This window comes from Streptomyces puniciscabiei (assembly GCF_006715785.1).
GTDB classification, from domain to species: Bacteria; Actinomycetota; Actinomycetes; order Streptomycetales; family Streptomycetaceae; genus Streptomyces; species Streptomyces puniciscabiei.
On sequence record NZ_VFNX01000003.1, the window covers coordinates 440,479 to 465,484 of the forward strand.

The 25,006-nt window shown below is 71.3% G+C and carries 22 protein-coding genes and 2 pseudogenes; 7 read left to right on the top strand and 17 right to left on the bottom strand.

Going from position 1 to position 25,006, the window contains the following annotated elements; genetic code table 11:
- Nucleotides 1–22 precede the first annotated feature (22 nt).
- Nucleotides 23–619 carry a TetR/AcrR family transcriptional regulator gene (locus FB563_RS37830; RefSeq protein WP_055705912.1) on the bottom strand — a complete coding sequence of 199 codons (597 nt, stop codon included), beginning with the start codon at nt 617–619 and terminating at the stop codon, nt 23–25.
- Nucleotides 620–723: 104 nt separating this feature from the next.
- On the opposite strand from FB563_RS37830, the gene FB563_RS37835 reads away from it, so the two are divergent.
- Nucleotides 724–1,602 carry an NAD(P)-dependent oxidoreductase gene (locus FB563_RS37835; RefSeq protein ID WP_055705911.1) on the top strand — a complete coding sequence of 293 codons (879 nt, stop codon included), beginning with the start codon at nt 724–726 and terminating at the stop codon, nt 1,600–1,602.
- Between the two features lie 11 nt (nt 1,603–1,613).
- Here the strand turns inward: FB563_RS37835 and FB563_RS37840 are convergent, their stop codons facing one another.
- Complete coding sequence (locus tag FB563_RS37840; protein WP_055705910.1) at nt 1,614–2,057, bottom strand: PPOX class F420-dependent oxidoreductase; 444 nt, start codon at nt 2,055–2,057, stop codon at nt 1,614–1,616.
- 90 nt (nt 2,058–2,147) lie between these two features.
- Here FB563_RS37840 and FB563_RS37845 point away from each other — a divergent pair, with 90 nt between their 5' ends.
- From FB563_RS37845 to FB563_RS37855, 3 genes are all read left to right on the top strand, one after another.
- Complete coding sequence (locus FB563_RS37845) at nt 2,148–2,729, top strand: TetR/AcrR family transcriptional regulator (RefSeq protein ID WP_055705909.1); 582 nt, start codon at nt 2,148–2,150, stop codon at nt 2,727–2,729.
- The gene (locus tag FB563_RS37850; RefSeq protein WP_079048737.1) at nt 2,726–4,111 is read left to right on the top strand and encodes an MFS transporter; all 1,386 of its coding nucleotides are present in this window, start codon (nt 2,726–2,728) and stop codon (nt 4,109–4,111) included. The genes FB563_RS37845 and FB563_RS37850 overlap by 4 nt, the downstream gene beginning before the upstream one ends.
- 61 nt (nt 4,112–4,172) lie before the next feature.
- On the top strand, nt 4,173–5,396 hold the full coding sequence (locus tag FB563_RS37855; protein ID WP_055705915.1) for a serine hydrolase domain-containing protein: 1,224 nt from the start codon (nt 4,173–4,175) through the stop codon (nt 5,394–5,396).
- Nucleotides 5,397–5,457: 61 nt separating this feature from the next.
- Here the strand turns inward: FB563_RS37855 and ribA are convergent, their stop codons facing one another.
- Complete coding sequence (ribA, locus tag FB563_RS37860) at nt 5,458–6,129, bottom strand: GTP cyclohydrolase II (protein WP_055705908.1); 672 nt, start codon at nt 6,127–6,129, stop codon at nt 5,458–5,460.
- A gap of 38 nt (nt 6,130–6,167) precedes the next feature.
- Between ribA and FB563_RS37865 the strand changes: the two genes are divergently transcribed.
- Nucleotides 6,168–6,956, top strand: a complete 789-nt coding sequence (locus FB563_RS37865; RefSeq protein WP_079048736.1) for a creatininase family protein — start codon at nt 6,168–6,170, stop codon at nt 6,954–6,956.
- A gap of 437 nt (nt 6,957–7,393) precedes the next feature.
- On the opposite strand, the pseudogene FB563_RS37870 reads toward FB563_RS37865, so the two are convergent.
- The 5 genes and pseudogenes from FB563_RS37870 to FB563_RS37890 form a co-directional block, all read right to left on the bottom strand.
- Nucleotides 7,394–8,587 (bottom strand): annotated as a pseudogene (locus FB563_RS37870) (lysylphosphatidylglycerol synthase transmembrane domain-containing protein); the annotation flags it as partial.
- An 89-nt stretch (nt 8,588–8,676) separates the two neighbouring features.
- Nucleotides 8,677–9,807 (bottom strand): class I SAM-dependent methyltransferase, encoded by a 1,131-nt coding sequence (locus tag FB563_RS37875; protein ID WP_055705907.1) that lies wholly within the window; start codon nt 9,805–9,807, stop codon nt 8,677–8,679.
- The gene (locus FB563_RS37880) at nt 9,804–11,006 is read right to left on the bottom strand and encodes a glycosyltransferase family 4 protein (RefSeq protein ID WP_199832796.1); all 1,203 of its coding nucleotides are present in this window, start codon (nt 11,004–11,006) and stop codon (nt 9,804–9,806) included. The genes FB563_RS37875 and FB563_RS37880 overlap by 4 nt, the downstream gene beginning before the upstream one ends.
- Nucleotides 10,979–11,377: a 6-pyruvoyl trahydropterin synthase family protein gene (locus FB563_RS37885; protein ID WP_023545418.1), complete on the bottom strand. Its 399-nt coding sequence runs from the start codon at nt 11,375–11,377 to the stop codon at nt 10,979–10,981. The genes FB563_RS37880 and FB563_RS37885 overlap by 28 nt, the downstream gene beginning before the upstream one ends.
- Before the next feature lie 110 nt (nt 11,378–11,487).
- Nucleotides 11,488–12,477, bottom strand: coding sequence for a zinc-dependent alcohol dehydrogenase (locus tag FB563_RS37890; protein WP_055705905.1), 990 nt, complete (start codon nt 12,475–12,477; stop codon nt 11,488–11,490).
- Nucleotides 12,478–12,584: 107 nt separating this feature from the next.
- On the opposite strand from FB563_RS37890, the gene FB563_RS37895 reads away from it, so the two are divergent.
- Nucleotides 12,585–13,349 (top strand): CDP-alcohol phosphatidyltransferase family protein, encoded by a 765-nt coding sequence (locus tag FB563_RS37895; RefSeq protein ID WP_055705904.1) that lies wholly within the window; start codon nt 12,585–12,587, stop codon nt 13,347–13,349.
- Between the two features lie 72 nt (nt 13,350–13,421).
- Here FB563_RS37895 and FB563_RS37900 read toward each other — a convergent pair whose 3' ends face one another.
- Entirely contained in the window at nt 13,422–14,144 is a 723-nt protein-coding gene (locus FB563_RS37900) for a YcnI family copper-binding membrane protein (protein WP_055705903.1), read from the bottom strand.
- A gap of 39 nt (nt 14,145–14,183) precedes the next feature.
- Nucleotides 14,184–14,777 carry a hypothetical protein gene (locus FB563_RS37905; protein ID WP_055705902.1) on the bottom strand — a complete coding sequence of 198 codons (594 nt, stop codon included), beginning with the start codon at nt 14,775–14,777 and terminating at the stop codon, nt 14,184–14,186.
- A gap of 493 nt (nt 14,778–15,270) precedes the next feature.
- Here FB563_RS37905 and FB563_RS44635 point away from each other — a divergent pair, with 493 nt between their 5' ends.
- Nucleotides 15,271–15,399 carry a DUF6408 family protein gene (locus FB563_RS44635; RefSeq protein ID WP_234357718.1) on the top strand — a complete coding sequence of 43 codons (129 nt, stop codon included), beginning with the start codon at nt 15,271–15,273 and terminating at the stop codon, nt 15,397–15,399.
- 56 nt (nt 15,400–15,455) lie between these two features.
- On the opposite strand, the gene FB563_RS37910 is transcribed toward FB563_RS44635, so the two are convergent.
- The 7 genes and pseudogenes from FB563_RS37910 to FB563_RS37940 all read right to left on the bottom strand — a co-directional run bounded on the left by FB563_RS37910 (nt 15,456) and on the right by FB563_RS37940 (nt 24,746).
- The gene (locus FB563_RS37910) at nt 15,456–17,573 is read right to left on the bottom strand and encodes a DUF2075 domain-containing protein (RefSeq protein ID WP_079048738.1); all 2,118 of its coding nucleotides are present in this window, start codon (nt 17,571–17,573) and stop codon (nt 15,456–15,458) included.
- 171 nt (nt 17,574–17,744) lie between these two features.
- The gene (locus FB563_RS37915) at nt 17,745–19,634 is read right to left on the bottom strand and encodes a DUF2075 domain-containing protein (protein ID WP_055705901.1); all 1,890 of its coding nucleotides are present in this window, start codon (nt 19,632–19,634) and stop codon (nt 17,745–17,747) included.
- Nucleotides 19,635–19,809: 175 nt separating this feature from the next.
- A pseudogene (locus tag FB563_RS44640) lies at nt 19,810–20,102 on the bottom strand (family 16 glycosylhydrolase); the annotation flags it as partial.
- A gap of 52 nt (nt 20,103–20,154) precedes the next feature.
- Nucleotides 20,155–21,519, bottom strand: a complete 1,365-nt coding sequence (locus FB563_RS37925) for a GH1 family beta-glucosidase (protein ID WP_079048735.1) — start codon at nt 21,517–21,519, stop codon at nt 20,155–20,157.
- 38 nt (nt 21,520–21,557) lie between these two features.
- The gene (locus tag FB563_RS37930) at nt 21,558–22,397 is read right to left on the bottom strand and encodes a carbohydrate ABC transporter permease (protein ID WP_055705899.1); all 840 of its coding nucleotides are present in this window, start codon (nt 22,395–22,397) and stop codon (nt 21,558–21,560) included.
- A gap of 34 nt (nt 22,398–22,431) precedes the next feature.
- Nucleotides 22,432–23,421: a carbohydrate ABC transporter permease gene (locus FB563_RS37935; protein WP_055705898.1), complete on the bottom strand. Its 990-nt coding sequence runs from the start codon at nt 23,419–23,421 to the stop codon at nt 22,432–22,434.
- Nucleotides 23,422–23,429: 8 nt separating this feature from the next.
- The gene (locus FB563_RS37940; RefSeq protein ID WP_055705897.1) at nt 23,430–24,746 is read right to left on the bottom strand and encodes an ABC transporter substrate-binding protein; all 1,317 of its coding nucleotides are present in this window, start codon (nt 24,744–24,746) and stop codon (nt 23,430–23,432) included.
- Nucleotides 24,747–25,006 lie beyond the last annotated feature (260 nt).

A 25,006-nucleotide genomic window follows, 5' to 3' on the forward strand; every position in this document is an offset into this window, starting at 1 on the left:
GTGCGGAGGGCCGCCCCTCCGCTCACCCGCCCGGCCGGACCGCCGCGTCGAGCAGGGGCCCGAGTTCCCGTACCGCCGTGGTCAGGGGGCGGGCGTCCTGTTCGGCACGGGCCATCAGGATCGCGCCCTCCAGGGTGCTGATCATGAGGGTGGCCAGGGATTCGGCACGGGCCGCGGGCACACCCATGCCGGTCAGGGCCTCGGCGAGCGGCGTCCGCCAGGTGGTGAACGCGGCGGCCACGGCCTCGCGGGTCGAGCCGTCGGCCGAGGCGCAGTCGATGGTGGCGGCGGCGACCGGACAGCCCCCGACGAAGCCGCGCGCCGCGTACTCGTCGGTCCACTGGGCGACCATCGCCGCGAACAGACCGCTCGGCGTCGGCTCCGCGAGTCCCGCGAGAAAGCGGGCGATCCGCTTGCCCGCATACCGTCCGGCCCAGCCGACCGCCTCGTTGACCAGCTGTTCCTTCCCGCCCGGGAAGTAGTGCTGAAGCGAGCCGCGCGGCGCCCCGGCGTGCGCGGCGACCTCCCGCATGCCGGTCGCGGCGACGCCGTCGCGCCGGATGAGCTGGGCCGCGCTGAAGACCATCCGCTCCCGCGGTCCGTGCCTCGTCTCGCTCATCGCCGCCCTCCCGGTCCTCGTCGCACCCACCCTATGACCGGCGTCATAACCGCCGCTACTATGACAGCGGTCATAGTCGGCAACCTGAGCGAGGGGCGGTCCCCGTGAACGTCGGTTTCATCGGTCTCGGAGTGATGGGCCGCCCCATGGCACAGCGCCTGGTGTCCGCCGGCACTCCCCTCGTGGTCTGGAACCGGACCGCCGAACGCGCCGCACCCCTGCACGCGGCCGGCGCCACGGTCGCCCGGGACCCGGACGAGCTGTTCGCCCGGGCGGACGTGGTGCTGCTGATGCTGGCCGACGAGGCCGCCGTGGACGCCGTCCTCGGCCGGGGCACGCCCGCGCTGGCCGCACGGGTCGCCGGGCGCGTCGTCGTCCACATGGGCACCACCTCCCCCGAGTACTCCCACGCCCTGGAGTCCGACGTCCGCGCCGCCGGCGGCCGGTACGTCGAGGCACCCGTCTCCGGGTCACGGGTGCCGGCGGAGGAGGGCCGGCTGGTGGCGATGCTCGCCGGGGAGGCGGACGCCGTGGAGACCGTGCGGCCGCTGCTCGCGCCGTTGTGCCGGGAGACGTTCGTGTGCGGCCCGGCGCCCGGTGCGCTGCTGATGAAACTGTCCGTGAACCTCTTCCTGATCACCCTGGTGACCGGACTGACGGAGGCCTTCCACTTCGCCGAGCGCCAGGGCCTGGACCGGCGGCTGTTCCTGGACGTCCTCGACGCGGGACCGATGGCCAGCGGCGTCTCCCGGATGAAGGCGCCGAAGCTGTCCGACCGGGACTTCTCGGTGCAGGCGGCCGCGCTGGACGTCCTGAAGAACAACCGGCTCATCGCCGAGGCGGCCCGCAAGGCACACCTGGCCTCACCGCTCCTCGACGTGTGCCACGCCCTGTTCGAGGAGACGGTGACCCAGGGGTACGGCGGCGAGGACATGGTCGCCGTACTGCGGGCGATCGAGACGCGGACCGCCGGGGCGCCGTGACCGGGGACCGGTCAGCGCTTCGGGATGCCGTACACCCGGTCGACGCGCAGCCGCACCACCAGGCGGCGGTCGCGGACCATCGCCGCCCGGTAGTCGTCCCAGTCCGGATGCTCGCCCTGGACGTCCCGGTACAGGCGGATCAGTTCCTCGACGGTGGCGTCGTGCGGGTCCCGGGCGACCGGGGAGAGTTCGGCCGTGCCCTCGGCGACGGTGAAGGCCCAGCGGTCGGCGCTGGTGACGTGGTAGGAGGCGCGGGGGTCGCGGCGCAGGTTGCGGGTCTTGGCGCGGTCATCGGTGACGGAGATGCGGATGACGCGCTCGTCGGGGTAGTAGGCGTGGTTGACGTTGGACAGCTGGGGGCGGCCGTCGCGTTTGAGGGTGACCAGCAGGCCGGCGTTGCCTTCGGAGAGCAGGTCCAGCAGCGCGTCCTGGGCGGGGGCGGAGTCTTCACTCATGACACCGTCAACTCGGCGGAACCGTCCCCGCATTCCCGCACCCGCGGTACTTAGTAGACAGTGTCTACGTCTGCCTGATAGACACGGTCCATGACTGAGTCCGAGATCGGCTTGCGGGAGCGTCTGGTCGACACCGGCGTGGAGCTGCTGGAGGCCGAGGGGCTGCAGGCACTGACCCTGCGCGAGATCGCCCGGCGCGCCGGCGTCTCGCACGGGGCGCCGCGCCGCTACTTCCCCACCCACCTGGAGCTGCTGTCGGCCATCGCCCGCAGGGGCTTCGCCGACCTGGCCGAGCGGGTGAGGGCGACACTCGCACGCGGCCCGGCCGGTCCGCGCCCGCGGGTGGCGGCGCTGGCGCGCACGTATCTGGAGTTCGCGCTCGACAACCCCGGCATGTACGAGCTGATGTTCCGTCACGACCTGCTGGAGAGCGGACACCTGGGGTTGCGGGAGACGAGCCTTCCCCTGTTCCGCGTGTTCGCCGGGCTCGTCGGCGAGGCCCTGCCCGGGGCCGACGCCCGGCGGGTCACGGGCGCCCTGTGGGCCAATCTGCACGGGATCGCCCAGATGTGGCGCTGGCGCAGCCTGCAACTCGCCGTCGGCGACGAGGACTTCGGGCCCCTGCTCGAGGCCGTGCTGCTGGCCCACCTGGGCCCGGAGGGTGGCCGGTGAACCGGCGGTGGACGCTGGCGAGCAGTGTCGCGGGCGCGGTGGCCGTCGCGCTGGACGGTACGGTCCTCACGGTGGCACAGCCCCGTCTGCAGGGGGAGTTGGGGGCGTCGTTCGCCGAGGTGCAGTGGACCAGCACCGCGTATCTCATCGCCGTGGCCGGTCTGCTGGTGTTCGCGGGGCGGCTCGGTGACCGGTACGGGCAGCAGCTGGTCTTCGCGGTCGGCATGCTGGGGTTCGGGGCGGCGTCGGCGGGGATCGGCGGCGCGCCCGGTGTCGGCTGGGTGATCGGGCTGCGGGCCGTGCAGGGGGTGTTCGGGGCGCTGCTGCAGCCGGCGACGCTGGGCATGCTGCGGGCCGCGTACCCGCCGGACCGGCTCGCGCGGCCCCTGGCCCTGCGGACCGCCGCGATCGGGCTGGCCGCGGCAGCGGGGCCGCTGGTGGGCGGGGCGCTGGTGACCGGCCTGGGCTGGCGGGCCGTGTTCTTCGTGAACGTCCTGCCCGCGCTCGTCTTCGGCCTGCCGCCGCTGCTGCGGCCGCAGCGGCCCGCCGCGGGCTCCCGGACTCCGCTGGACGTGCCGGGTGCCGTACTCCTCGCGGTGACCCTCGCCTGCCTGGTGCACTCGCTGACCGCGCGGCCCGCCTCCGCGGCGGGACTCGCCGTCGCCGCGGTCACCGCCGCCGTCCTCGTGCGGCACGAGCGGCGTACGGCGAGCCCGCTGCTGCCGCCCGCGGTCATCGGCTCGCGCGCGGCCGGGGCGGCGCTCGGCGTGCTGGTGGTCGTGTCCGCCGCGTTGTTCGGCACCCTCTTCGTGGCCACCTACCTGCTGCAACGCCGCCTGGGCCTGGACCCCTTGGACAGCTCGCTGCGCAGTCTGCCGCTCGCGGTGCTGATGGTGGCGTCCGCCGCGCTGTGCCCATTGCTGCTGCGCCGCTTCGGGACCCGTGCTACGACGACGGGGGCGACGGCGCTGCTGGCGCTCGGTGTCCTCGTGCTGTCCGGGCTCCGCTCCACGCCCGCGCTGAGCTGCGCGTTCGCCCTGCTGGGCGCGGGTTTCGGGACGGTGATGGTGGCGGCCACCCAGGTGGTCGTACGACAGGCCGAGGTGGCGGTGGCCGGCGTGGCGGGCGGGCTGCAGCAGACGGCGCTGAACATCGGCCCGGCCCTGGGAGTGGCCACGGCGACCGCGCTCATCGGCGCCGGGACCGCGACCGCCCTGCTCAGCCTGGCGGCCGTCGCGGCACTCGGCGTGCCGCTGGCCCGCGCGCTGCCGGGCGCCGACGGCGGCGACGGCGACGACACACTGCCCGGGGCCGACGGCGTCGCGTCGCTCACAAAAACCGCTGATGAACGGGTGCATGGTGGTGTTCCTGGGCGACGATGAGAGCCGGGTGCGTCCGGCGGGCAGCCGGGGGCATCGCGTACGAGCCGACCGGAGGAGAGCGATGGCAGGGCTGCGGCAGGAAGTCGACCCGGACGAGGCGGGGCTGGACGTCAAGGCGCTGGACCGCCTGGACCGGCAGATCGCGCACCATGTCGACGAGGGGCGGCTGCCCGGCTTTCTGGTGGCCGTGTCGCGCCGCGGCCGGGTCGCCCACCTCACCACGTACGGCCTGCGCGATGTCGCGGCCAGGCTGCCGGTCGAGGCGGACACGCTGTGGCGGATCTACTCCATGACCAAGCCGGTCACCGCGGTCGCGGTACTGCTGCTGGTGGAGGAGGGCAGGCTGTCCCTGGACGACCCGCTCGAACGTCATCTGCCGGCGTTCGCCAACCCCCGGGTGTACGACGGCGGTTCGGGAGCGGACCTGCGCACGCGCCCGGCCGCCGGCCCGATCCTGATCCGGCACCTGCTCACCCACACCGCAGGCCTGACCTTCGGTTTCTACCACCAGCACCCCGTCGACGCCCTCTACCGCGCATCCGGCCTGGAGTACTCGGTCCCGCCGGGCGCCGATCTGCCGGAGACGGTGGAGGTGTACGCGCGGATGCCGCTGCAGTTCGACCCGGGCACGCAGTGGAACTACTCGGTGGCATCGAACGTGCTGGGCCGGGTCGTCGAGGTGGTGTCCGGGCAGCCACTGGACGCGTTCTTCGCCGAGCGGATCCTGGGTCCGCTCGGCATGACCGACACCGGCTTCCACATCGCGCCCGAACAGGCGGACAGACTGGCGGAGTTGTACGGGGAGACGGACGAGGGCGGGATCGAGCCGGTGCCGGGGCTGCCGGTGCGCGGCCGGCCGAGGTTCCTGTCCGGCAGCGGCGGCCTGGTCTCCTCGGCGTACGACTTCCACCGGTTCATGGAGATGCTGCGCCGGGGCGGCGAACTGGACGGCGTACGGCTGCTGTCCGCGGACGGCGTCGGCATGATGACCCGCAACCAGCTGCCCGGCGACGCGGTGCTGCGCTCCTTCGGCGCCCCCGCCCACCAGGAGCCCGGCAACGACGGGCTCGGCTTCGGCTTCAACGTGTCGGTGGTGACCGACCCGTCCCGCACCCTGGCCCCCTCCAGCCTGGGCACCTACGGCTGGACCGGCGCGGCCACGACCGCCTTCTGGGTCGACCCGGCCCATGAACTGACGGTCCAGTTCATGACACAGGTTCGCCCGAAGACGCTGAAGATCTTCCCGGAACTGCGGCGGCTGGTGCACGAGGCGCTGACGGACTGAGCGCGACCGCCGGGGCGCCCGCCGCCCATGGGGGAGGCGGCGGACGCCGGTACGGCCGGCCTCAGGAGCCGTGGGCGACGGCGTCCAGATGGGGCAGGATGTGGTCCATCCGCTCCCGCTTGGTCCGCAGATACGTGATGTTGCTCTCGCACGGCTCGATCAGCAGCGGCACCTGCTCGGCGACCTGGATGCCGTGCCGCACCAGCGCCTCCCGCTTGCGCGGGTTGTTGGACATCAGGCGCACCGAGCGCACCCCGAGGTCGTGCAGGATCTGAGCCGCGACGCCGTAGTCACGGGCGTCGACGGGCAGGCCGAGCGCGAGGTTCGCCTCCACCGTGTCCAGGCCCTCCGCCTGCAGCGCCATCGCGCGCAGCTTGGCGAGCAGTCCGATGCCGCGGCCCTCGTGGCCCCGCAAGTAGACGACGATGCCGCTGCCTTCGGCGACGACGGCACGCAGCGCGGACGCCAGCTGGTCGCCGCACTCGCAGTGCCGGGAGCCGAACGCGTCCCCGGTCAGGCATTCGGAGTGCAGCCGCGTCAGCACGTTCTCGGTGCCGATCTCGCCGTACACCAGGGCCACTTGTTCGTCACCGCGGTCGTGGTCCAGGTAGCCGATCGCCTGGAATTTCCCGTACACGGTGGGCAGCGGGGCATTCACGACGCGTTCCGCGCCCGAACGCCGCGGGGACTTCTTGCCGACTACGCCGATGTTGACGCCGGAGTTTTCTGTCATGATCTGATTCCTAAGCAGAGACGAAAGGCCGTGAAAAGATGAGTGGTTCGGGCGCGCGTGCGGCGGCAGGTGGGGGAACAAACGGCGTGGCGCACGGGGTGCTGCCGGCGGACACCACCGAAGAGGTACGGACGCGGGGGGCGGGCGTTTCAACACAGGTGGCCGTCCTTCCCGTGGGCAGTTTCGAACAGCACGGTCCGTTCCTTCCGCTGGCGACCGACACGCTCGTCGCCTGTGCCGTGGCGCGGGAGATCGCCGCCGCGTACCCGGTGCACCTCCTTCCTCCGGTGACGGTCTCCTGCTCGCACGAGCACGCGGGCTGGCCGGGGACCGTCAGCATCTCCGCCGTGACCCTCCATGCGGTGGTCTCGGACATCGCCGCGTCGCTGCGCCGCTCCGGCGTCGACGCGCTCGTCGTCGTCAACGGGCACGGCGGCAACTACGTTCTGGGCAACGTCGTCCAGGAGGCCTCCGCACGCGGTGAGCGGATGGCGCTGTTCCCGGCCGCCGAGGACTGGGAGGCGGCTCGGGAGCGGGCGGGGGTGCGTACCTCGCTGCTCACCGACATGCACGCCGGGGAAATCGAGACCTCGATTCTGCTGCACGCTCATCCCGAATTCGTCCGCCCTGGTTACGAGTCCGCTGATTTCACCACTGACGACCGTCGTCATCTGCTCACCGTGGGAATGTCCGCCTATACCGAATCGGGCGTCATCGGCCGTCCTTCCCTCGGATCGGCGGAAAAGGGGAAGGCACTGCTGGCGAGCCTGGCGGAATCCTTCGAGCCGTATTTCGCACTGCTCACGTCGGCGACGGAACACGGGTAGCCGGGGGCGAGCGCCGGGCCCGCGCCGACCGCAGTGTCCCGTCCGGACGCCGAGTCGTGCGCGGACACGGGGCCGCGCGAGGGCGCGGTGTCCGGCGCGGGCGCCGTGGCTTGCCCGCGCGCGGCGCCACGCGAGAGCACGGAGTCCGGCGCGGGCGCCGTGGCTTGTCCGCGCGCGGCGTCATGCGAGAGCACGGAGTCCGATGCAGACTCCGTGGCTTCTCCACGCCTGACGCCATGCGTGGGCGCGGAGTCCGATGCAGACTCCGTGGCTTCTCCACGCCTGACGCCATGCGAGAGCACGGAGTCCGCCGCAGACGCCGTGGCTTGCTCGCGCGCGGCGCCACGCGAGAGCACGGAGTCCGGCGCGGGCGCCGTGGCTTGTCCGCGCGCGGCGTCATGCGTGGGCGTGGGGCCATGCGCCACCCAGTCCTGTCCGGGCGTCGCATCCTGTCCGCGCGCAGGGTCATGCGCGCGCCCGGGACCGTGCGCGGACGCGGGGTGCTGTGGAGGCCGTGGGTCGTGCGGTACGGAAGCCGGGGCCGGGTCCGTCGGGGCGGGGGCCGGCTGGCCGGTGGCCTGGGGAGCCGCCGTGGCGCGCAGGCCGGAGTACCAGCGGACGGTGAGGACGATGGCGCCGGGCAGGCTCGCCACGAAACTCAGCACGCCGTACACGACGGCGACGGCGACCCCGGTGCTCGCGCCGAGTCCCGCGGCGCCGAACGCCCAGGCGGTGACGCCCTCGCGGGGCCCGAAGCCGCCGACGTTCAGCGGCAGCCCCATGGCGACCAGGGCGAGGACCGCGAGCGGGACCAGCTCCACGACGGCGGCGGCGGAGCCGGCGACCCGGGCCGCCACGACGAACATCGCCACGTGCCCGGCCAGGACGACGGCGGAGGACAGCGCGATGCCCGGACCGCCCCGGCGGGAGAACAGGCCCTGGCGCACCTCGCCGAGGGCGGCGCGCACACCCCCGGCCCGGCGGGAGGACGTACGGTTCATGCGCACGGCGAGGCCGACGGCGAGCGCGCCGACCACCGCGAGGGCCACCATCGGGGCGAAGTCGCGGGCCTCGGCGCGGACCGGGGACGGCAGCGTCGGCAGCGCCGCCACGGCCAGCACGGCCAGCGCGAGCTGCCCGGCGACGCGTTCCAGTACGACGGCCTTCACCCCCCGCCGCAGGTCACCGGTGCTCTGTCCGTGCCGGACCGCCCGGTGCACATCGCCCAGGATCCCGCCGGGCAGCGCCGCGTTCAGGAACAGCGCCCGGTAGTAGTCGGCGACGGCCGGGCCCAGCGGCAGCCGGATGCCCAGGCCCCGGGCCACCAACTGCCAGCGCCAGGCGCTGAGTACGGTGGTCACCGCGCCGATGCCGAGCGCCACCAGCACCGTCGCGGTGTCGATCCGCCGCAGCCCGTCGACGAGCACGCCCGTACCCAGCCGCCACAGCAGCGCCCCGAGGATGACCGCACCGGCGACGGTCCCGAAGTGCGTACGCAGCGCGCGGAAGCGGGGGCGCCGGGGCGCGGAGGGCTGGGGCGGCTGCGGGAGCGAGGGCTGCGGTTGCGTAACCCCGGTCCCGGCCCTGCGAGCCGTCCGCGCGGTGCCCGCAGCGGCCACGCGCGCGTGCATCGTGCCGACGCCGTACACGCACACATCGGCCGGCCCGCCGCCGTGCACGCGTGCGTGCGCCGTGCCGGAGGGCGTCGCCGGCCGCGAGCTCATGACGCGCCGCCCGTCGGCCGGGGCAGGGCCAGCAGGTCGCTGTGGTGGACGACGGCCCGCAGCTCACCGGCCGCGCAGGCGGCGAGCCGGTCCCGCAGATACCGCTCGGCGCGGTCGCGCAGCGCGGGCCGCTGTTCCACGGCCGCGCCCACCCAGCCGCGCAGCCACTGCTCGATCAGCGCCGACTCCCCGGGACCGAGCCGCCAAGGGCTCGGGTGCACGCGTACGGAGGCTCCGCGCGCGGCGAACGCCTCGCAGGCCACGGTGACCGCGTCCGGGCCGAGCAGCCCGGCGCGCCGCTGATGGGCGTTGAACGCCTCGGCGATCTCCGCGTCCAGCGGGTCGGCCGGGGTGAGTTCGACGCGCCCGGCGACCGAAAGGGTGAGCAGCGCGGGGCAACCGGCCCCGGCGCAGGCGTCGACGAGGGTGACGACCTCCTCACGGGTGAGCACGTCGAGCAGCGCGGAGGCGGTGACCAGCGAGGCCCCGGCCAGCGCGTCCGGCGTCAGCCGGGCGACGTCGCCGCGCCGGGTCTCCACGGTGACGCTGCTGCCGTCGGCGGCGGAGCGCGGGGAGCCCACGGCGGCGAAGTGCAGCAGATAGGGGTCGCGGTCGTGCAGGACCCAGTGCTGGGGGCCGTCCAGGCGGGGCGCGAGCCAGCGGCCCATGGAGCCGGTGCCGCAGCCCAGGTCGTGCACGGCGAGGGCGCCGGTGTGGCCCGGCAGGTTCGCCAGCCGGATCCGCAGGGGGTCCAGCAGGTCCTGCGCGCGGGCGGTGGCGTCGGCCCCTTCCCGCAACCTGAGCCATTCGGGCGCGTAGCGGGGCGCCTCCTCGGCTTCGTCGTGCCGCAGCCGCACGGTGGCCCGCTCACCGGGACGGCCGACGGGCCCGGCCCCGGCGACGACCGGGGCGTCCACGCCGCGCGGCCCCTCGTCGACGGCACCGTTGCGCCCCGTACCGGACGCCTCCGAACTCGCCCCGTCGTCCGGGACACCGGCCCTCTTGCCACCGGCCTCGCGCGCCGGCTCCCTCTCGTCCTCGGCCTGCCGCAGCGGACCCACCGCCCTCCGTCCGGTCTGGGCCGGGATCGACGCCATGCCGTTCGTCGTGGTCTCCGGCGTGGTCATGCCGCCCTCCTCGGGGCTTCGGGGAGTCGTGCGAGGACTCCGGCCAGGCTGCGGGCGGTGGTGGCCCAGCCGTCGAGCGCGGCGCGGCGGCCGCGCGCGGCGGCCTTGAGGCGGCGGCGTACGTCGGGCTCGCCGAACCAGCCGCGCAGTTCGGCAGCGAGAGCGGCGGGGTCCTCCGGCGGGACGAGGATGCCGGGCACCCCGCCGTCGGGGGCGCGGCCGACCGCCTCCGGCAGTCCGCCCACGTCGGTGGCGAGGACCGGGATGCCGCGGGCCAGGGCCTCGGTGACCGCCATGCCGTAGGTCTCGGCGTAGGAGGTGAGGACCATCAGGTCGGCGGCCGCGTACGTGGCGTCGAGGTCGGCGCCGGAACGCGGGCCGGTCAGGTGCAGCCGGTCGCCGAGGCCGTACCGGGCGATCAGCTCCCGCAAGTGGGCCACGTACGCGGGGTCGTGGCCGAGTCCGCCGACCAGCTCGCAGGTCCACGGCAGGTCCCGTACCGCCGCGAGCGCCTCCACGAGCCGGTGCTGGCCCTTGCGCGGGGTGACGGCGGCCACGCACAGCAGCCGGGAGACGCCGTCGGTGCCGGGCGCGAGGGGCGCGATGTCGGCGCCGGGGGCTGCCACGTGCACCCGTTCGGGGGCGAGCCCGTGGTGGGAGACGAGCCGCCGTACGGCCCAGTCGCTGGTGGCGATGACGGCGGGCGCGGCGCGCAGCACGGCACGTTCGCGGGCGTCGAGGTCGGCGGCGACGGCCGGGTCCAGGCCCGTCTCGTCGCCGAGCGGCAGGTGGACGAGCACGGCGAGGCGCAGGCGGTCGGCGTGCGGGGTGACGATGTCCGGGACGCCGCAGGCGACGATCCCGTCCAGCAGCACCACCGCGTCGTCCGGCAGCTCGCCCAGGGTGCGGGCGAGGTGGTCGCGGGCGGCCCGGTCGGGGCGGGGCCAGGTGCCGGGTGCGCCGTGCCGGGTCACCTGCCAGCCGAAGCCGGGCAGGTCCAGGCAGACCCGGCGGTCGTAGGCGTTGCCGCCGCTGGGCGCGGCCGGGTCGTCGACGCCGCCCGGCACGACGAAGTGCACCGTGCGAAGGGACATGGGGATGATTCCGGGCTTCTCGGAGGTGGTGGGCTGTGCCGGGACGTACGACAGCCGGGTCCGCGTGGTCGCCCCGGTCACAGGCCACGCTCGTAACTCGCCCAGGCGATGTGCGACTCGTGGAGGGTGACGGTGAGGCCGGCGAGGCCCTTGGCGCCCTCGCCGAGGGCGCCCTTGTGGATGCGTTCGGCGAGCCGGTCGGCGATGACCTTGGCGAGGAACTCGGTGGACGTGTTGACGCCCGCGAACTCGGGTTCGTCGTCCAGGTTGCGGTAGTTCAGCTCGGCGGTGATGAGGCGCAGTTCCTGCGTGGCCAGACCGATGTCGACCACGATGTTGTCCTCGTCCAGCTGCTCGCGGCGGAAGGTGGCGTCCACGAGGAACGTGGCGCCGTGCAGTCGCTGCGCGGGCCCGAACACCTCGCCGCGGAAGCTGTGGGCGATCATGATGTGATCGCGGACGGTGATGCTGAACAACGGACGCCCTCCAGGTACGACGCGTCTGGCCCCCCTGTCCTTACCCGTCGGGGGATGCCGTGTAGTACGGCTCTTCGCTTCCCCGCGTTCAGCCCGATCTCACTCTTTTCTCAGGTCAGGCCCGTCTCGGCGTACCGGATCCGGTGGCACAGGGCGGGGATCTCGCCCGAGGCGAGCTTCGGCATGACCTCCGGGAGTTGCTCGAACGCGGTCTCCCCGGTGATGAGCGCGTCCAGCGCCGGGTCGGCGAGCAGGTCGAGGGCGAGCGCCATCCGGTCGGCGTAGTCCCGGCCGGCGCGGGCGGCCGGGGAGACGGTGCCGACCTGACTGCTGCGCACGGTGAGCCTGCGGGAGTGGAAGGCCTCGCCGAGCGGCAGGGCGACGCGCCGGTCCCCGTACCAGCTCAGTTCCACCACCGTACCCTCCGGGGCGAGGAGTTGCAGGGCGCGGGTCAGACCGGCCTCCGTGGCGCTGGCGTGCACGACGAGGTCGCAGTCGCCGAGCGCCCCGTCGGGCGTGGCGAAGTCCACCCCGAGCGCCTCGGCGGTCCTGGCGCGGGCCGGGTCGGCGTCGACGAGCTGCAGCCGGACTCCGGGGAAGCGGGCGAGCAGGGCGGCGACCGAGCAGCCCACCATGCCGCCGCCGACCACCGCGATCCGGTCGCCGATCAGCGGTGCCGCGTCCCACAGGGCGTTCACGGCGGTCTCCACGGTCCCGGCGAGCACGGCGCGCTCGGCCGGCACGTTCTCGGGCACCACGGTCACGGCGTTCACCGGAACGGCGTAACGGCTCTGATGCGGATACAGGCAGAAGACCGTACGCCCGACGAGCTCGGCCGGGCCCTCCTCCACCTCGCCCACGCTGAGGTAGCCGTACTTCACCGGGCCGGGGAAGTCGCCCTCCTGGAACGGCGCCCGCATCGCGGCGTGTTGGCTCTCCGGCACCCCGCCGCGGAACACGAGCGTCTCCGTGCCGCGGCTCACCCCGGAGTACAGGGCACGCACCAGGACCTCGTCCTCGGCGGGCTCCGCGAGGGTGATGTCGCGCAGCTCGCCGTGGCCGGGTGAGCGCAGCCAGAACGCGCGGGCCGAGCGGTTCATCGGCATCCTCCTGAACAGTAGGGAAGTTGTTCACGTACCGAGAAGTGCACAGGCCGCGCACAGTACGCGGCGTTGATCGACTCTGTCACTCGGCCGGAGGGTGTGCGGTGGCCCTGAACAACACGTATGACGCCAGGCCCCAGCAGGAAACGGCGGTGGGAGCGGGCATACAGCTCCTGCTGCTGGCCCTGCTCGGAACGGCGATAGGCATGGGGCCGGCCGGCTGGCTGACGGGGCTGGCGTTCGCGTTCGCCACCTGGGCGGTCCTGTCCCGTGCCCTGCACCGCGCCAGCCTGCGCAGCTTCGGCCCCGCGAACCGTGTCACGCTCGGCCGGGCGACCCTGGTGGGCGGGGTGACGGCCCTGGTCGCGGACTCCTTCGAGAGCGCGCCACCGGTGACCCTGCTGGTCGGCCTGACCGCCGTCGCCCTGCTCCTGGACGGCGTCGACGGCAAGGTGGCCCGCCGCACCGGCACCTCGACGGCGCTCGGCGCACGCTTCGACATGGAGGTCGACGCGTTCCTGATCCTGGTCCTGAGCGTGTACGTCTCCACGCAACTGGGCCCGTGGGTGCTGCTGATCGGCGGCATGCGCTACGCCTTCGTCGCCGCGGCCCGCGTGGCCCCCTGGCTGAACGCTCCGCTGCCGCCGTCCTTCGCCCGCAAGACCGTCGCCGCGGTCCAGGGCATCGCCCTGCTCCTGGCCGGCGCCGAGCTCCTCCCCCATCCGGTGAACCTCGCGATCGTGCTCCTCGCCCTGGGGTCGCTGCTGTGGTCCTTCGGCCGGGACGTGCTGTGGTTGTGGCGCACCTCCCGCATCTGCGTGGAGGCTGTGGCCGAGGAGGGCAAGGTGCTGGAGCTGGTGGGGCACTGAGCGACGACCCCCTGGTATCAGGAAGGGCCCGGACCGAATGCCGGTCCGGGCCCTTCCTCATGTACTCGGTGGTTACGACCGCGCGCCCCGGCTCCGTACGACGGCGAACGCGGCGGCCGCGAGGCCGAGGACACCGACGACCAGCCCGGCGATGCCGAGCCCGCGGGCGGTGGAGTCGCTCGCGTCGGCGGCCTTGGCGCCGGTGTTGGCGGAGGCGGTGGCGGTCTTGGCGGACGCCGGCGCACCGCTCGCGTCACCGGCGGTCAGCTTCAGCACCGGGGCCGGGTTCTCCGGCTCGTCGCCGCCGGCCGGTTCCTCGATCCAGCGCACGACCTTGCCGTGGGAGTAGGTCTGCAGGGTCTTGAACACCAACTGGCCGGTGTCGTCCGGCAGTTGACCGAAGGCGACGTTGAAGTCCTCGTACTGCCCGGCACCGATCTTCCCGCCGCTGAAGGTGATCTCGGAGGCGGCCTCGGTGATGGTGCCGTCGTCGGTCTTGACCGGCGTCTTGAGCTTGGTGGTGGTGACCTTGGCGGTCCAGCCGTCCTGCGGGTGGACGAGCACGCCGAGGACGGGGTGGTCGGTGGGCAGGAAGACCTGCACCTTGGTGGTGGAGGCGCTGTCCTCCTCGTTGGGTACGCGGAAGGTGAGCACGCCGTCGGTGGCTCCCTTGGCGTAGCTCTCGGGATGGACGGTGACGTGCGCGGAGGCGGCACCGGCGGCGATCAGGACCGTGGCGGCGGTGAGAGCGGTGACGGTTCCGGCGCGGCGCATGGCGATACGTGTGGCGGGCATGGGTGTGTCGATCTCCGTACGGTGACGTGTCGTTCAGGGTCAGGGCGAGTACGGGATCGGTGCGGGGGGTCCGCGTCTGCTGACGGCGTGCCGCAGCAGGGTCAGGCGCAGCGGTTGGGCGGCCGTCGGCACGCGCGGGGCGCGATCGACGGGGGCCGGCAAGGGCGTGTCGCGCCACCAGGCGACGAGGCCGGGAACGAGCGCGGCGGCCCGCCGCAGCAACGACCACAGCGCGGCCTCGCCCCGCCGCAGCCACCAGGAGGCGGCCAGCGCGGCGAGGAGGTGCGCGGCGGTGGCGGGGCCGGTGAGGTGCGGGTGGACCGTGGCGTGCGCGTGCATCCCGGCCATGGCGTGACCGGGCATGACCACGCGCCCCCCGCCGGCGCGGGCGGCGTCGAAACCGAGGTGCAGTCCGGCCTGGGTCAGCAGCATGGCCGCGCCGATGCCGGCCAGCGACCGTTCCCCGCCCCCGAGGAGCCAGCCGACCGCGAACACGGCCAGAAAACCGGCCACATCGGCCCACAGCGGCGGCATGGCCCCCATGGCCAGCCCGTGCCCGGCGGCGGCGAGCAGCACACACACCGCGGCGAACACCGCGGCACGCAGGCCTCTCACTGCCGGGGACGGGCTCATGGTGAGGGATCCTGCCACGGTTGGGTGATACGTGTGGCATGGATGTGCTGTTCAGCCGCCGGGGCACGGCACTGATGGCGCCCCGCGGCGGAGCCGCTTGGCTGGGTCCAGCCGCGAGAACTGCGCTCCAGACACGGATAGTGCAGCGGCCCGACCACAACCCCGACGAACGCGGCGCTTTCGCCCGCGGCTGCTTTTCCACGGCGGGTCTCTGCTTGTCGCGCCAACTGCCCTGGTGCCGACACGCTACGGAATTCGGCGGGGCAACGAGACCATGCTCGGTGAAGGGCCGAAAACGATCAGTGGCGCCTTGGTTCTGGACTAGTGTGGTGCTCGCTGCGCACCTTCCCGGAGGGTACGTCGGCGGTGTTCGGTGCCGGTCCTCTGTCGTGGCTGGCGAGTGGTTTCCATCGCGTATGAAGCGCGGTGTGAGTGCGGATGCCCGGTAGGGCTGTCCCTGCCATTCCCAGCTCACGCCGAGGAGTGGTCACGCATGAACCCCGTTGAGTACAAGCCTGCGCGTCGTATCTGGCTTCGCAAGTTGCTGGTCGACGTCGCCGTTGGGGTCGTCACCAATCTTGTGGTGACGGCTCTGACCGCGGCAGCGAGCCTGCTCTTCTGACGCAGGCATGTGGCGGGCCCGGAGAGCCCGCCACTCCGCGTTCTCTGCCACGGGTGTCAGAAGAGCCGTAGCTCAGGCGGATTCTGGCCGCCCGGGCCCCTGCCCCTTCTGCGGGGCCGTCGTCCTCGCCGGGGTCTGGGCAAATGGTGCACGCGTGCTTCCTGGGGGAGGTTCTCCCAAGTAGGGCGCAGCCCATGGATCTCGACCTCGCCCACGACCTTCTTCAGATAGGCCCGAGTCTCCTCATCCGTCGAGTAGAGCACCGTGGCACGGCTCGCTCTGGTCATCAGTACGTGGTAGGCGTGGCGCACGAGGCGAGCGAACTCCTGGTCGTCGACGCTCCCGGCCTTCACCTTCGGGTCGAACGATCCGGGTACGGCGACGCGCTTGACGCCCGTGTCCGGGTCCTCCCGCTCCTTGCCCCGGCGGAACACCCATCGGTCGCCCCGCCGCACCATGTCCTCGCCCATGATCACGCCGCACCAGTCCCATTCGAGGCCCTGCGCCGTGTACACACAACCGATCTGATCCAGCCCATTCTCGTGTACGGACCAGATCTTCGACGGTGGAGCGTCGTTCTCGCAGAAGCTGTCGCTGTCCGCGTTCCACGGACGGTGCCAGTCGCCGATGCGCACGTCTGCCTCAAGGCGCTTCTCGTCGCCCAGAGGTTTCGTCCAAGGCCAGCAATAGCCCGCGACCATGCGCGCGGAGGCACCCGCAAGTGCTTCCGTGCGGATGATCTGCTCGAGATCCCCCGGGCTGTCTGCCACCTCGATGTGCATCAGACCATCGGGACGCCACTGCCACGGCCGCGCCTCGGACACACCCAGCATGTCGCGGACCCAGCGGACATAGGAATCGCTTCCGCCGCACCGGAACTGTTCACGCAGGCCGTAGCATGCCAGGTGAGCGTTGTGCCGTGCCGCGGCATCCTTGATCAGGCCGACGGTACCGACTTCGTTCGGCCGCACGGACTGCCCTTCGTCGAGGAAGAACACGGTCAAGCGAGACGCGTTGAGAAGCTCGTCCACCTGGGGCTGTGTGCCCTGCTGCTCGGGCTTCCAGAAGCGGCTGGTCGAGCGGTCCCGCAAACGGTGCGCCTCATCACAGATCAGCACGTCCAGAGGCGGATCCGGTGGGGTGACGAAGTTACTGAAGAAGGTGAAAGTTTCCCTGAAGTCTCGATCTCCATAACCCACGTGTTCTTGGATCGCGCCGTTGAAGGCCCGGCTGCCGCTGGCGTACTTGACTGCCCTGCCCTGGGCTTCCAGCTCGGTTTTGATCTGCAGACCGATCGCGCTCTTGCCCGTGCCGGCGCCACCTGTCACCAGGAAGACAACGCGGCGCTCATCAGGAACCAGGGTTGGATTTCGGGGGTCGGGGAGCACCTTGGAGGCCGTTTTCAGAATCTGGTCGGCTACTTCCTTCTGCCGTCCGCGCAGCGTGAACACCGTGTCCTCTCCGCGCGACCAGATCATGGCGTCGAGCAGAGGTGTGTTGCGTATACCCATGCCACGCAAAAGCGATTCGGCAGCCGAGGCGCTGCCTTCCTCCGCGAAGCTTTCCCGGAGGTCGGCAAGCAGCCGGTCCCGCCCGTCGTTCGTGTAGACACGGGCGTAGGCCCCCGTCGGCGCATCTACGTCGATCAGGGGCCGCACCGAGTCATCGGTGGCGTTGTGCAGGTAGGCGAAACCACCGCACTCGAATTCATATCCATGCAGCGGGCCCCTACCGCTCGTGAATGCCTCATAGTAATCACGCAGTTGGAGGGCAGGGTGCTTCTTGTTGTCCATTCCCGGCACTTGCACCAGTTCGGCAGTCGCTTGTTCCACCCTCGTCACCGTCGACCAGCGTTTCAATTCGACGAGCTGCACGGACGGGTGATGTTCCCTTGGATGACGGCCCACGAGAACGACGTCGATCAGCCGTGGGTCACCTGGACGCTCGCTCTCGTCGAGCGTGGCGGCGCACTCGACGATCATTTCCACGTTGCCACGACCTGCCGCCACCAGATCGTTGGCAAGGCTCACCAAGCTCTGCGCCCAGGCGGAGCGCTCGCTCTCCGAGGCATCGGTGCCGCGGAAGTGTTTCCATCTGGCGGCGAGATGGGGCACCATGCGGTGCCTTGCGTTGAGAGTGAGCAGATCCTGCGCCGCCAGCTTCAGCAGGAGCATGGACACGAAGTGGTTCCCCCAGAGCACGAGTGACTCGTGCGGGTGGGGGCGTGTCCTCGAGGAAGCCCGTCGGGCCGCAACCGGTACGGACGATCTTAGGAAGTGCTACTGCCGGTTGAAAAACAGCGGGCCGGATGTCGGCGTGAACTGCCGGTGCCGTGGCTTGATCTCTCACGCCACGACGGGCTGACGCTCGGGCCGGCCTCCCGCCAGCTCCCGCAGCTTCCTCCGCGTCTCCGGATCCGTCGAGTACACGATCGTGCCGATCATCCCGCGAGTGAGCAGCACCTTGTAGGTATTGCGGATGAGACGGTCCACATCCGTGTCGGAGGTCGACTTCTTGAAGACCGGGTCCTTGGACTTCGTACGGTCCGTGATCCAACGGTCGCCGCGCCAGACGAGGTCGGGGCCGATGATCACGCCGGACCAGTCGTACTCGAAGCCTTGGGCCGTGTAGACGCAGCCGACCTGACCGAAGCCAGCCGGGTCGGTTGCCCAGAGGGCGGACGGCGGAGCTCCGGAGACCGCGCGCTCGCCGCGGAGGTTCCAGGGGCGGGCCCAGTCACCGATCACCACGTCGGCCGGAAGGGGATTCCCGGGCTTGGGTTCCGGAGACCAAGGCCAGCAATAGCCGGCCGACATACGGGCGCCGTACCCCTGGGCTCGGCGAGCCTCCAGGAACGCCTCCATCTCCTGAGGACTGTCGGCAACCAGCAGCTGCATGCGGTCGTCGGGTTCCCAGACCACCGGCCCCCCGGGCTGAAGCCCGAGGAGGCGAACCACCCACCGCAGATACGCGTCGCTGCCTCCGCAGCGGAACTGACTCTCCAACGGTACGACACAGCACGTGAGGTTCTGGGCCGCCGCGGCCGCCTTGATGTCTTCCACCGTTCCCATCTCGCCGGGACGCACCACCTGGTGTTCGTCGAGGAGGAAGACGGGGACACGGGCGACGTCGATGAGCTCGTCGATCTGCCGCTTGCCGGTTCTCTGAGCCGCGGGTGTGTAGCGATTGGCGGATGTCTCGCGAATGCGGTGCGCCTCGTCACAGATCAGCACGTCGAGGGAGTTCCGTTCGGCGGTCATGAAGCTGTTGAAGTACTTGAAGAGGTCCTGCACCTCACGCTTGCGAGTGCCGGCCACCTTGCGCATCGTCTTGGTGAATGACTGGGACCCTGTGGCGTGCAGGGCCGTGACCCCTTGCCGGTACAGCTCGCCGAGCAGGGAGAGAGCGATGACGCTTTTGCCGGTGCCGGGGCCGCCGGTGACGACCACGACCTCCTTGTGGTTGGACTGCTTGGCCTTGCGCACCGCGTTGAGCACCAGGCGGTATGCGACCTGCTGCTCGTCCAGCAGCACAAACTGCTCTCGGTCGCGCACCTCCTGAGCCGCGACGGACATCAACTGCTTCGACGGCACCGTCCTGCCCGCCTGCAGTTCGTCGGCCGCGCGGGCGCCAGCCGCCTTCGCGCTGAGTTTGGCGCGGAGATAGTCGATGAAGTCGCCGCGCCGGTCACCTGTGAACATCTGGCCACGTTGGTCGAGTTCGATCGCCCGGAGCCCACCCACTCCGAACTCCGTGGCATTGTGAAGATAGGCCACGCCACTGACCCGGTCCGGATGCTCGGCCACCGCGCCGTTGAAGTTGACCAAGTACTCGCAGTAGCGGCGTACCTGCTCTATGGGGTTGAGGACCGGGTGCGCACGGGTGTCGATCCAGCACAGCGTCGGGTCTTCCTCATCCGGTTCGGCCTGGCTCCACTGTTTCAGCTCGACGACGACGTACGAGGGCTCACCCGTGTCCGGGTGTACTCCCGCGAGGACCGCGTCGGCACGCTTGCTGTTCAGTGGTAGCGCGTACTCGAGCATCACCTCGACCGAACCGAGGCCCGCGTCGTTGAGCGCGGCAGCCAGGGCAGGGATGCTCCGCTCCCAGGAGCGGACCTCGGCGCCGCTGGGTCGGTGGCCGTGCATGTGGACGAACTGCTCGGTGAGGTGGAGGTACAGCGAACTGTCGAGCGCCCTCGCGGCGATCGATTGCGCGGACTCACGGAACAGCAAGAACTTCCCCCAGGCAGCACGAACTGACTCGTGCGGGTGGGGGCATGTCCTTCGAGACCCCGCCGAGGCGGAGCGGAAGCCCGTCGGGCCGCTGTGACGACGCGATCAAGCCTACCTGGCGCCTGGTCTGTGGAAACAGAGAGGATGCCGGATGGACCGGGCGCTCGTGGGAGCCGGTCCACTTCCTCCAGCCCGCAGGGTGGGCGCCGCCCAGGGCCAGGTTGAGGATCACGTACTGGTTGTGGTCGTAGACCCACTGGCTGCGGGAGGGTTCCAGTACGTTGCGGGTCGTCTCCTGGACCAGGTGGTCTTCGACGGAGAAGTGCATCGCCGTCGGGGTCCATTCGACGGCGTAGGAGTGCCACTCGTCGGTTGTGCCGCCGTTCGGCTAGGTCTGACGGGCGCCGATGTTGCCGTCGGCCAGGTAGCCAAGGCCGTGTGGTGGGTGCTGGTCCAGTCCGGGTAGCCGGCCGGTGGGCACGGGCTTCCCTCCCGTGCCCACCAGCCCGCCGGCCCCCGCTCACGCCGCCCGGCGTGTCCTGCCGCGGTGGACGCGGACGATGTCCGCGTACCGGTGGCCGCTGCCCTTGATCGTGCGCGCCTGGGTGCGGTAGTCGACGTGGACCAGGCCGAAGCGCTTGTCGTAGCCGTACGCCCACTCGAAGTTGTCCAGCAGGGACCAGGCGAAGTAGCCGGCGAGCGGGGCGCCCTTGCGGGCGGCGGAGGCGCAGGCGGCCAGGTGGCGTTCCAGGTAGTCCTGGCGTTCGGGGTCGTCCACGCTGCCGTCGGGGCGGACCACGTCCGGGAAGGCCGAGCCGTTCTCGGTGACGTAGATCTTCCGGGCGCCGTAGTCCTCGGTGAGGCGGAGCAGCAGCGTCTCGATGCCGCTCGCGTCGATCTCCCAGTCCATGCCGGTGCGCGGGACGCCCTCGCGGCGCACGGCGTGGATGTACGGTGCGGGGGCGTCGGGGGCGTCGGCGACGTACGCCGGGAAGTAGTAGTTCAGGCCCAGCCAGTCCAGCGGGGTGGCGATCGCCGCCAAGTCGCCGCTTCGCAGCGGGAGTTCGACGCCGTACGTCTCGACCATGTCGGCCGGGAAGCCGCGGCCGTGGACCGGGTCCAGCCACCAGCGGTTGACATGGCCGTCGTGGCGGCGGGCGGCCGCGATGTCCTCGGGGCGGTCGGTGGCCGCGTGCACGGTGGAGAGGTTGTTGACGATGCCGACCTGGGCGTCGGGGGCGGCGGCGCGGATCGCCTGGGTGGCCAGGCCGTGGCCGAGCAGGAGGTGGCAGGAGGCGCGCACGGCCGCGGTGAGGTCCGTCCAGCCGGGGGCCATCCTGCCCTCCAGGTGGCCGATCCAGGCGGAGCAGCTCGGCTCGTTGAGGGTCGCCCAGAGCTTGACGCGGTCGCCGAGGCGGGCGGCGACGGCCGAGGCGTACTCGGCGAGCGCGAAGGCGGTGTCGCGTTCGGGCCAGCCGCCCCGGTCCTGGAGCACCTGCGGCAGGTCCCAGTGGTAGAGCGTGACGGACGGGGTGATGCCGGCCTCCAGCAGGGCGTCCACCAACGCGTCGTAGAACGCGAGGCCCTTGGGGTTCACCGGGCCCGTGCCACCGGGGAGCACGCGGGGCCAGGCCACCGACAAGCGGTAGGCGTTGACGCCGAGTTGCCGCATCAGGCCGATGTCCTCGCGCCAGCGGTGGTAGTGGTCGCACGCGACATCGCCGGTGTCGCCGTTCGCGACCTTCCCCGGGGTGTGCGAGAAGGTGTCCCAGATCGAGGGGGTACGGCCGTCCTCGGCGACGGCTCCCTCGATCTGGTACGCCGCGGTGGCCGTGCCCCACAGGAAGTCGTTCGGAAGTGCGGCGAGGTCGATGGGTTCGGACACGGAAGTCCCTTCGGGATCAGGGGCGTTGGTCACTCGGGTCACTTGACGGCACCTGCCGTCAGACCCGCGACGAGATAGCGCTGCAGGAGGAGGAAGCCGGCCACCACGGGCACGCTGACGACCAGCGAGGCGGCCATGATCTGGTTCCAGTAGACGTCGTTGAGGGTGGAGTAGCCCTGCAGGCCGACGGCGAGGGTGCGGGTGGTGTCGTCGGTCATGACGGACGCGAAGAGCACCTCGCCCCAGGCGGTCATGAAGGCGTAGACGGCGACCGCGACGATGCCGGGGATCGCGGCCGGTACGACGATCCTGAGCAGCGCGCCGAGCGGTCCGCAGCCGTCCACCAGGGCCGCCTCGTCCAGGTCGCGCGGCACCGAGTCGAAGTACCCGATCAGCATCCAGATGGAGAAGGGGAGGGAGAAGGTCAGATACGTCAGGATCAGGCCGCCTCGGGAGCCGAACAGGGCGATGCCGGTGGCGTTGCCGATGTTGACGTAGATGAGGAAGAGCGGGAGGAGGAAGAGGATGCCGGGGAACATCTGCGTCGACAGGACCGTCACCGTGAAGACGCGCTTGCCGCGGAAGTCGTAGCGGCTGACGGCGTAGGCCGCGAACACGGCGATCACGACCGAGCAGGCCGTCGCCGCGCCCGCCACGATCAACGAGTTCACGAAGTACTTCGCGAGCGGGACCGTCGACCAGATGTCGATGTACGGGCGGATGGTCAGCCCGCTCGGCAGCCAGCGGAACTTGCCGGTGACGTCCGCCAGCGGCTTCAGCGAGCTGGAGACCATCACGTACACCGGGACCAGCACGAAACCGGTGAGCAGGGTGAGGAAGACCCGCCGGGACCACAGGAAGGAACGCGGCGGCGCCATCGGGGAGTTGCGCGTGGGCCGGGCGAGGGGCGGGCTAGACATCGGCAGTCCTCCGTCCGCGCGAGGTGAACAGCAGGTAGCCGCCCGTGACGACGAGCAGGAAGAGCAGCAGCAGGACCGACATGGCGGAGCCCGTGCCGAAGTTCCAGGTGACGAAGGACGCCTGGTAGATGTGGACGGAGATGAGGTCGGCGGCCTCGGGAGCGGACTTGCCGAACAGCACGTACGGCGTGTTGAAGTCGTTGAACGTCCAGAGGAACAGGACCAGGACCAGGACCTGGTTGACCGGGCGCAGGGACGGCAGGGTGATGCGGCGGATCTGCTGCCACATCCCGGCGCCGTCCAGCGCTGCGGCCTCGTACAGTTCCCGTGGGATGTTCTGCAGGCCGGCCATCACGATGAGGAAGGCGAACGGCCAGCCCTTCCACACCGACACGGTGAGCAGCGCGTAGAAGCTGTTGTCGCCGATGAGCCAGAAGGAGGGCTTGCCGGTGAGGTGCAGCTGGTCGTGCAGGACGTGGTTCACCAGGCCGTTGTCGTGCTGGAACATGAACACCCAGGTGATCACGGCCGCGTAGACCGGCAGTGCGTACGGCACCAGGAACAGGGCCCGGAGCAGGCCGCGGCCGCGGAAGGTGTCCTGCATGAAGAGCGCGGCGGCGGTGCCGATCAGCCAGCACAGGCCGACCGACAGCAGGGTGAAGCCGACGGTGACGAAGAAGGAGTGCAGCAGCGCGTCCCCGACGGGCGCGTCGAAGTCCACCGACACCTTGTAGTTGCCGAGTCCGGACCAGGGGGCGCTGGACCAGTCGCGGATGTAGAACTGGGTGAGTTCCTTGAAGCTCATCACGATGCCGATGACCATCGGCACCAGGTGGACGAGGAGTTCGAGCAGCAGGGCGGGCAGGAGCAGCAGGTACGGCAGGGAGACGCGGCGCAGCCGCCCGGCGCGGCGGCGGGGCTCGCGCGTGGCCGCACTGGACGGTGTCTGCCGCACCGGCTCCTTGAAGGCGGTGGTCGTCATCTTCGCGCTCACGCCGCCGGCATCTGCTGCTGGGCCTTCTGCAGGGCGGCCCTGACCGAGTCGGTGGTCACGGCGCGCCCGGCGGCGGCGTCGGCGAACAGGTCCTTGACGGCCGTACCGACCGCCGTCTCGAACTGCGACTCGGACGGGACCTGCGGCAGGGCGGCCGCGCTGGTGGCGAGGGTGTTCTTCAGTACGGCGGTGGCGGGTGCGCTGAAGGCGGCGTCCGCCTGCGCGGACTTGACCGGCGGGATGGAGCTGTAGGCCTTGTTGAGGACCTTCTGCTCCTCGTCGGAGGTCATGAACTTCACGAACTTCGTGGCGCCGTCGAGGTTGTGGGTGTTCTTGAAGACCGCGAGGTTGATGCCGGCGACCATCGAGTCGACCTGGGTGCCGGTGCCGGGAGTGCCGGAGATCACGGGGACGGGCGCGATGCCGTAGGCGTCCTCGCTCATGCCCTGGGACTTGAGGTTGGCGGCCGCGGACTGCCACAGCAGCATCGCCTGCCTGCCCTTGGCGAAGTCGCTGACGGACTGGTTCTGCGCGTACTCGGCGTCGCCGGTCGGGATGACCTTGTCCTTGGCCATCAGGTCGACGTAGCTCTTCACCGCGTCGACCACCTTGGGGTCGGTGAAGTCGGGCTTGCCGTCGGCGGTGAAGAAGTCGGCGCCGTGCTGCTTGGCGAAGACGAAGACGTGGTGGATGTTCTCCGACAGGTTCGAGCCCTCGGCGCCGAGCGCGGACTTGCCCTTGGCCTGGATCTTCTTGCCGTCGGCCACCAGTTCGTCCCAGGTGGCCGGGGGCTTGGATATCCCGGCGTCGGCGAAGATCTTCTTGTTGTAGTAGAGGGCGTAGGCCATGGAGTACAGCGGGACCGCGGCCGGGTCCTTGCCCGCCGCTCCGGTCGAGCCGAGCGCGGAGTCGACGAACCGGTCCTTGCCGCCGATCTCGGCGAACTTCTTCGTGTCCCACGGCAGCAGGGCGCCGGTCGCCTGCAGGGAGGCGCTCCAGGTGTTGCCGATGTTCAGCACGTCCGGGCCCTGACCCGAGGTGGTCGCGGTGAGGATCCGGTTGAGCAGGTCGGACCAGGGCACGACCTCCAGCTTCACCTTGATCCCGGTCTGCTTCTGGAACTTGTCGAGTTCGGGCTGGAGGACCTGCTTGTCGACGGCGATGCTCGCGCCCTGGTTGGAGGCCCAGTACGTCAGCGTCTTCGGCGAGTCGTTGGACCCGCCGCCGCTGGACGAGCCGCCTCCGCAGGCCGTGGCCGCGAGGACGAGAGACAGGGTGACGGCGCCTGTGGCCGCGGCTCGGATGCTGCGCATGGCTCCTGGTGTCCCTTTCCGGGAGTCGAGAAGCCCGAGGCTGCTCGCGGGAGCCGACGCCCTTGCCAACCGTTCGGCTCCGAAAGCCCCTCATGGCTTAATTTACGACGTGAGTTAAACCGTCCGGGGAACGCTCGTCAAGAGATCCGACAGCGCCGAACGGCGGAACGGCCGGGAAAGATGAGCTCCCGGATCCCGCCGGGCCCGCGCCACGGACCCGGCGGGCACGTGGCGCGGACCCGGCGGGCACGTGGCGCGGA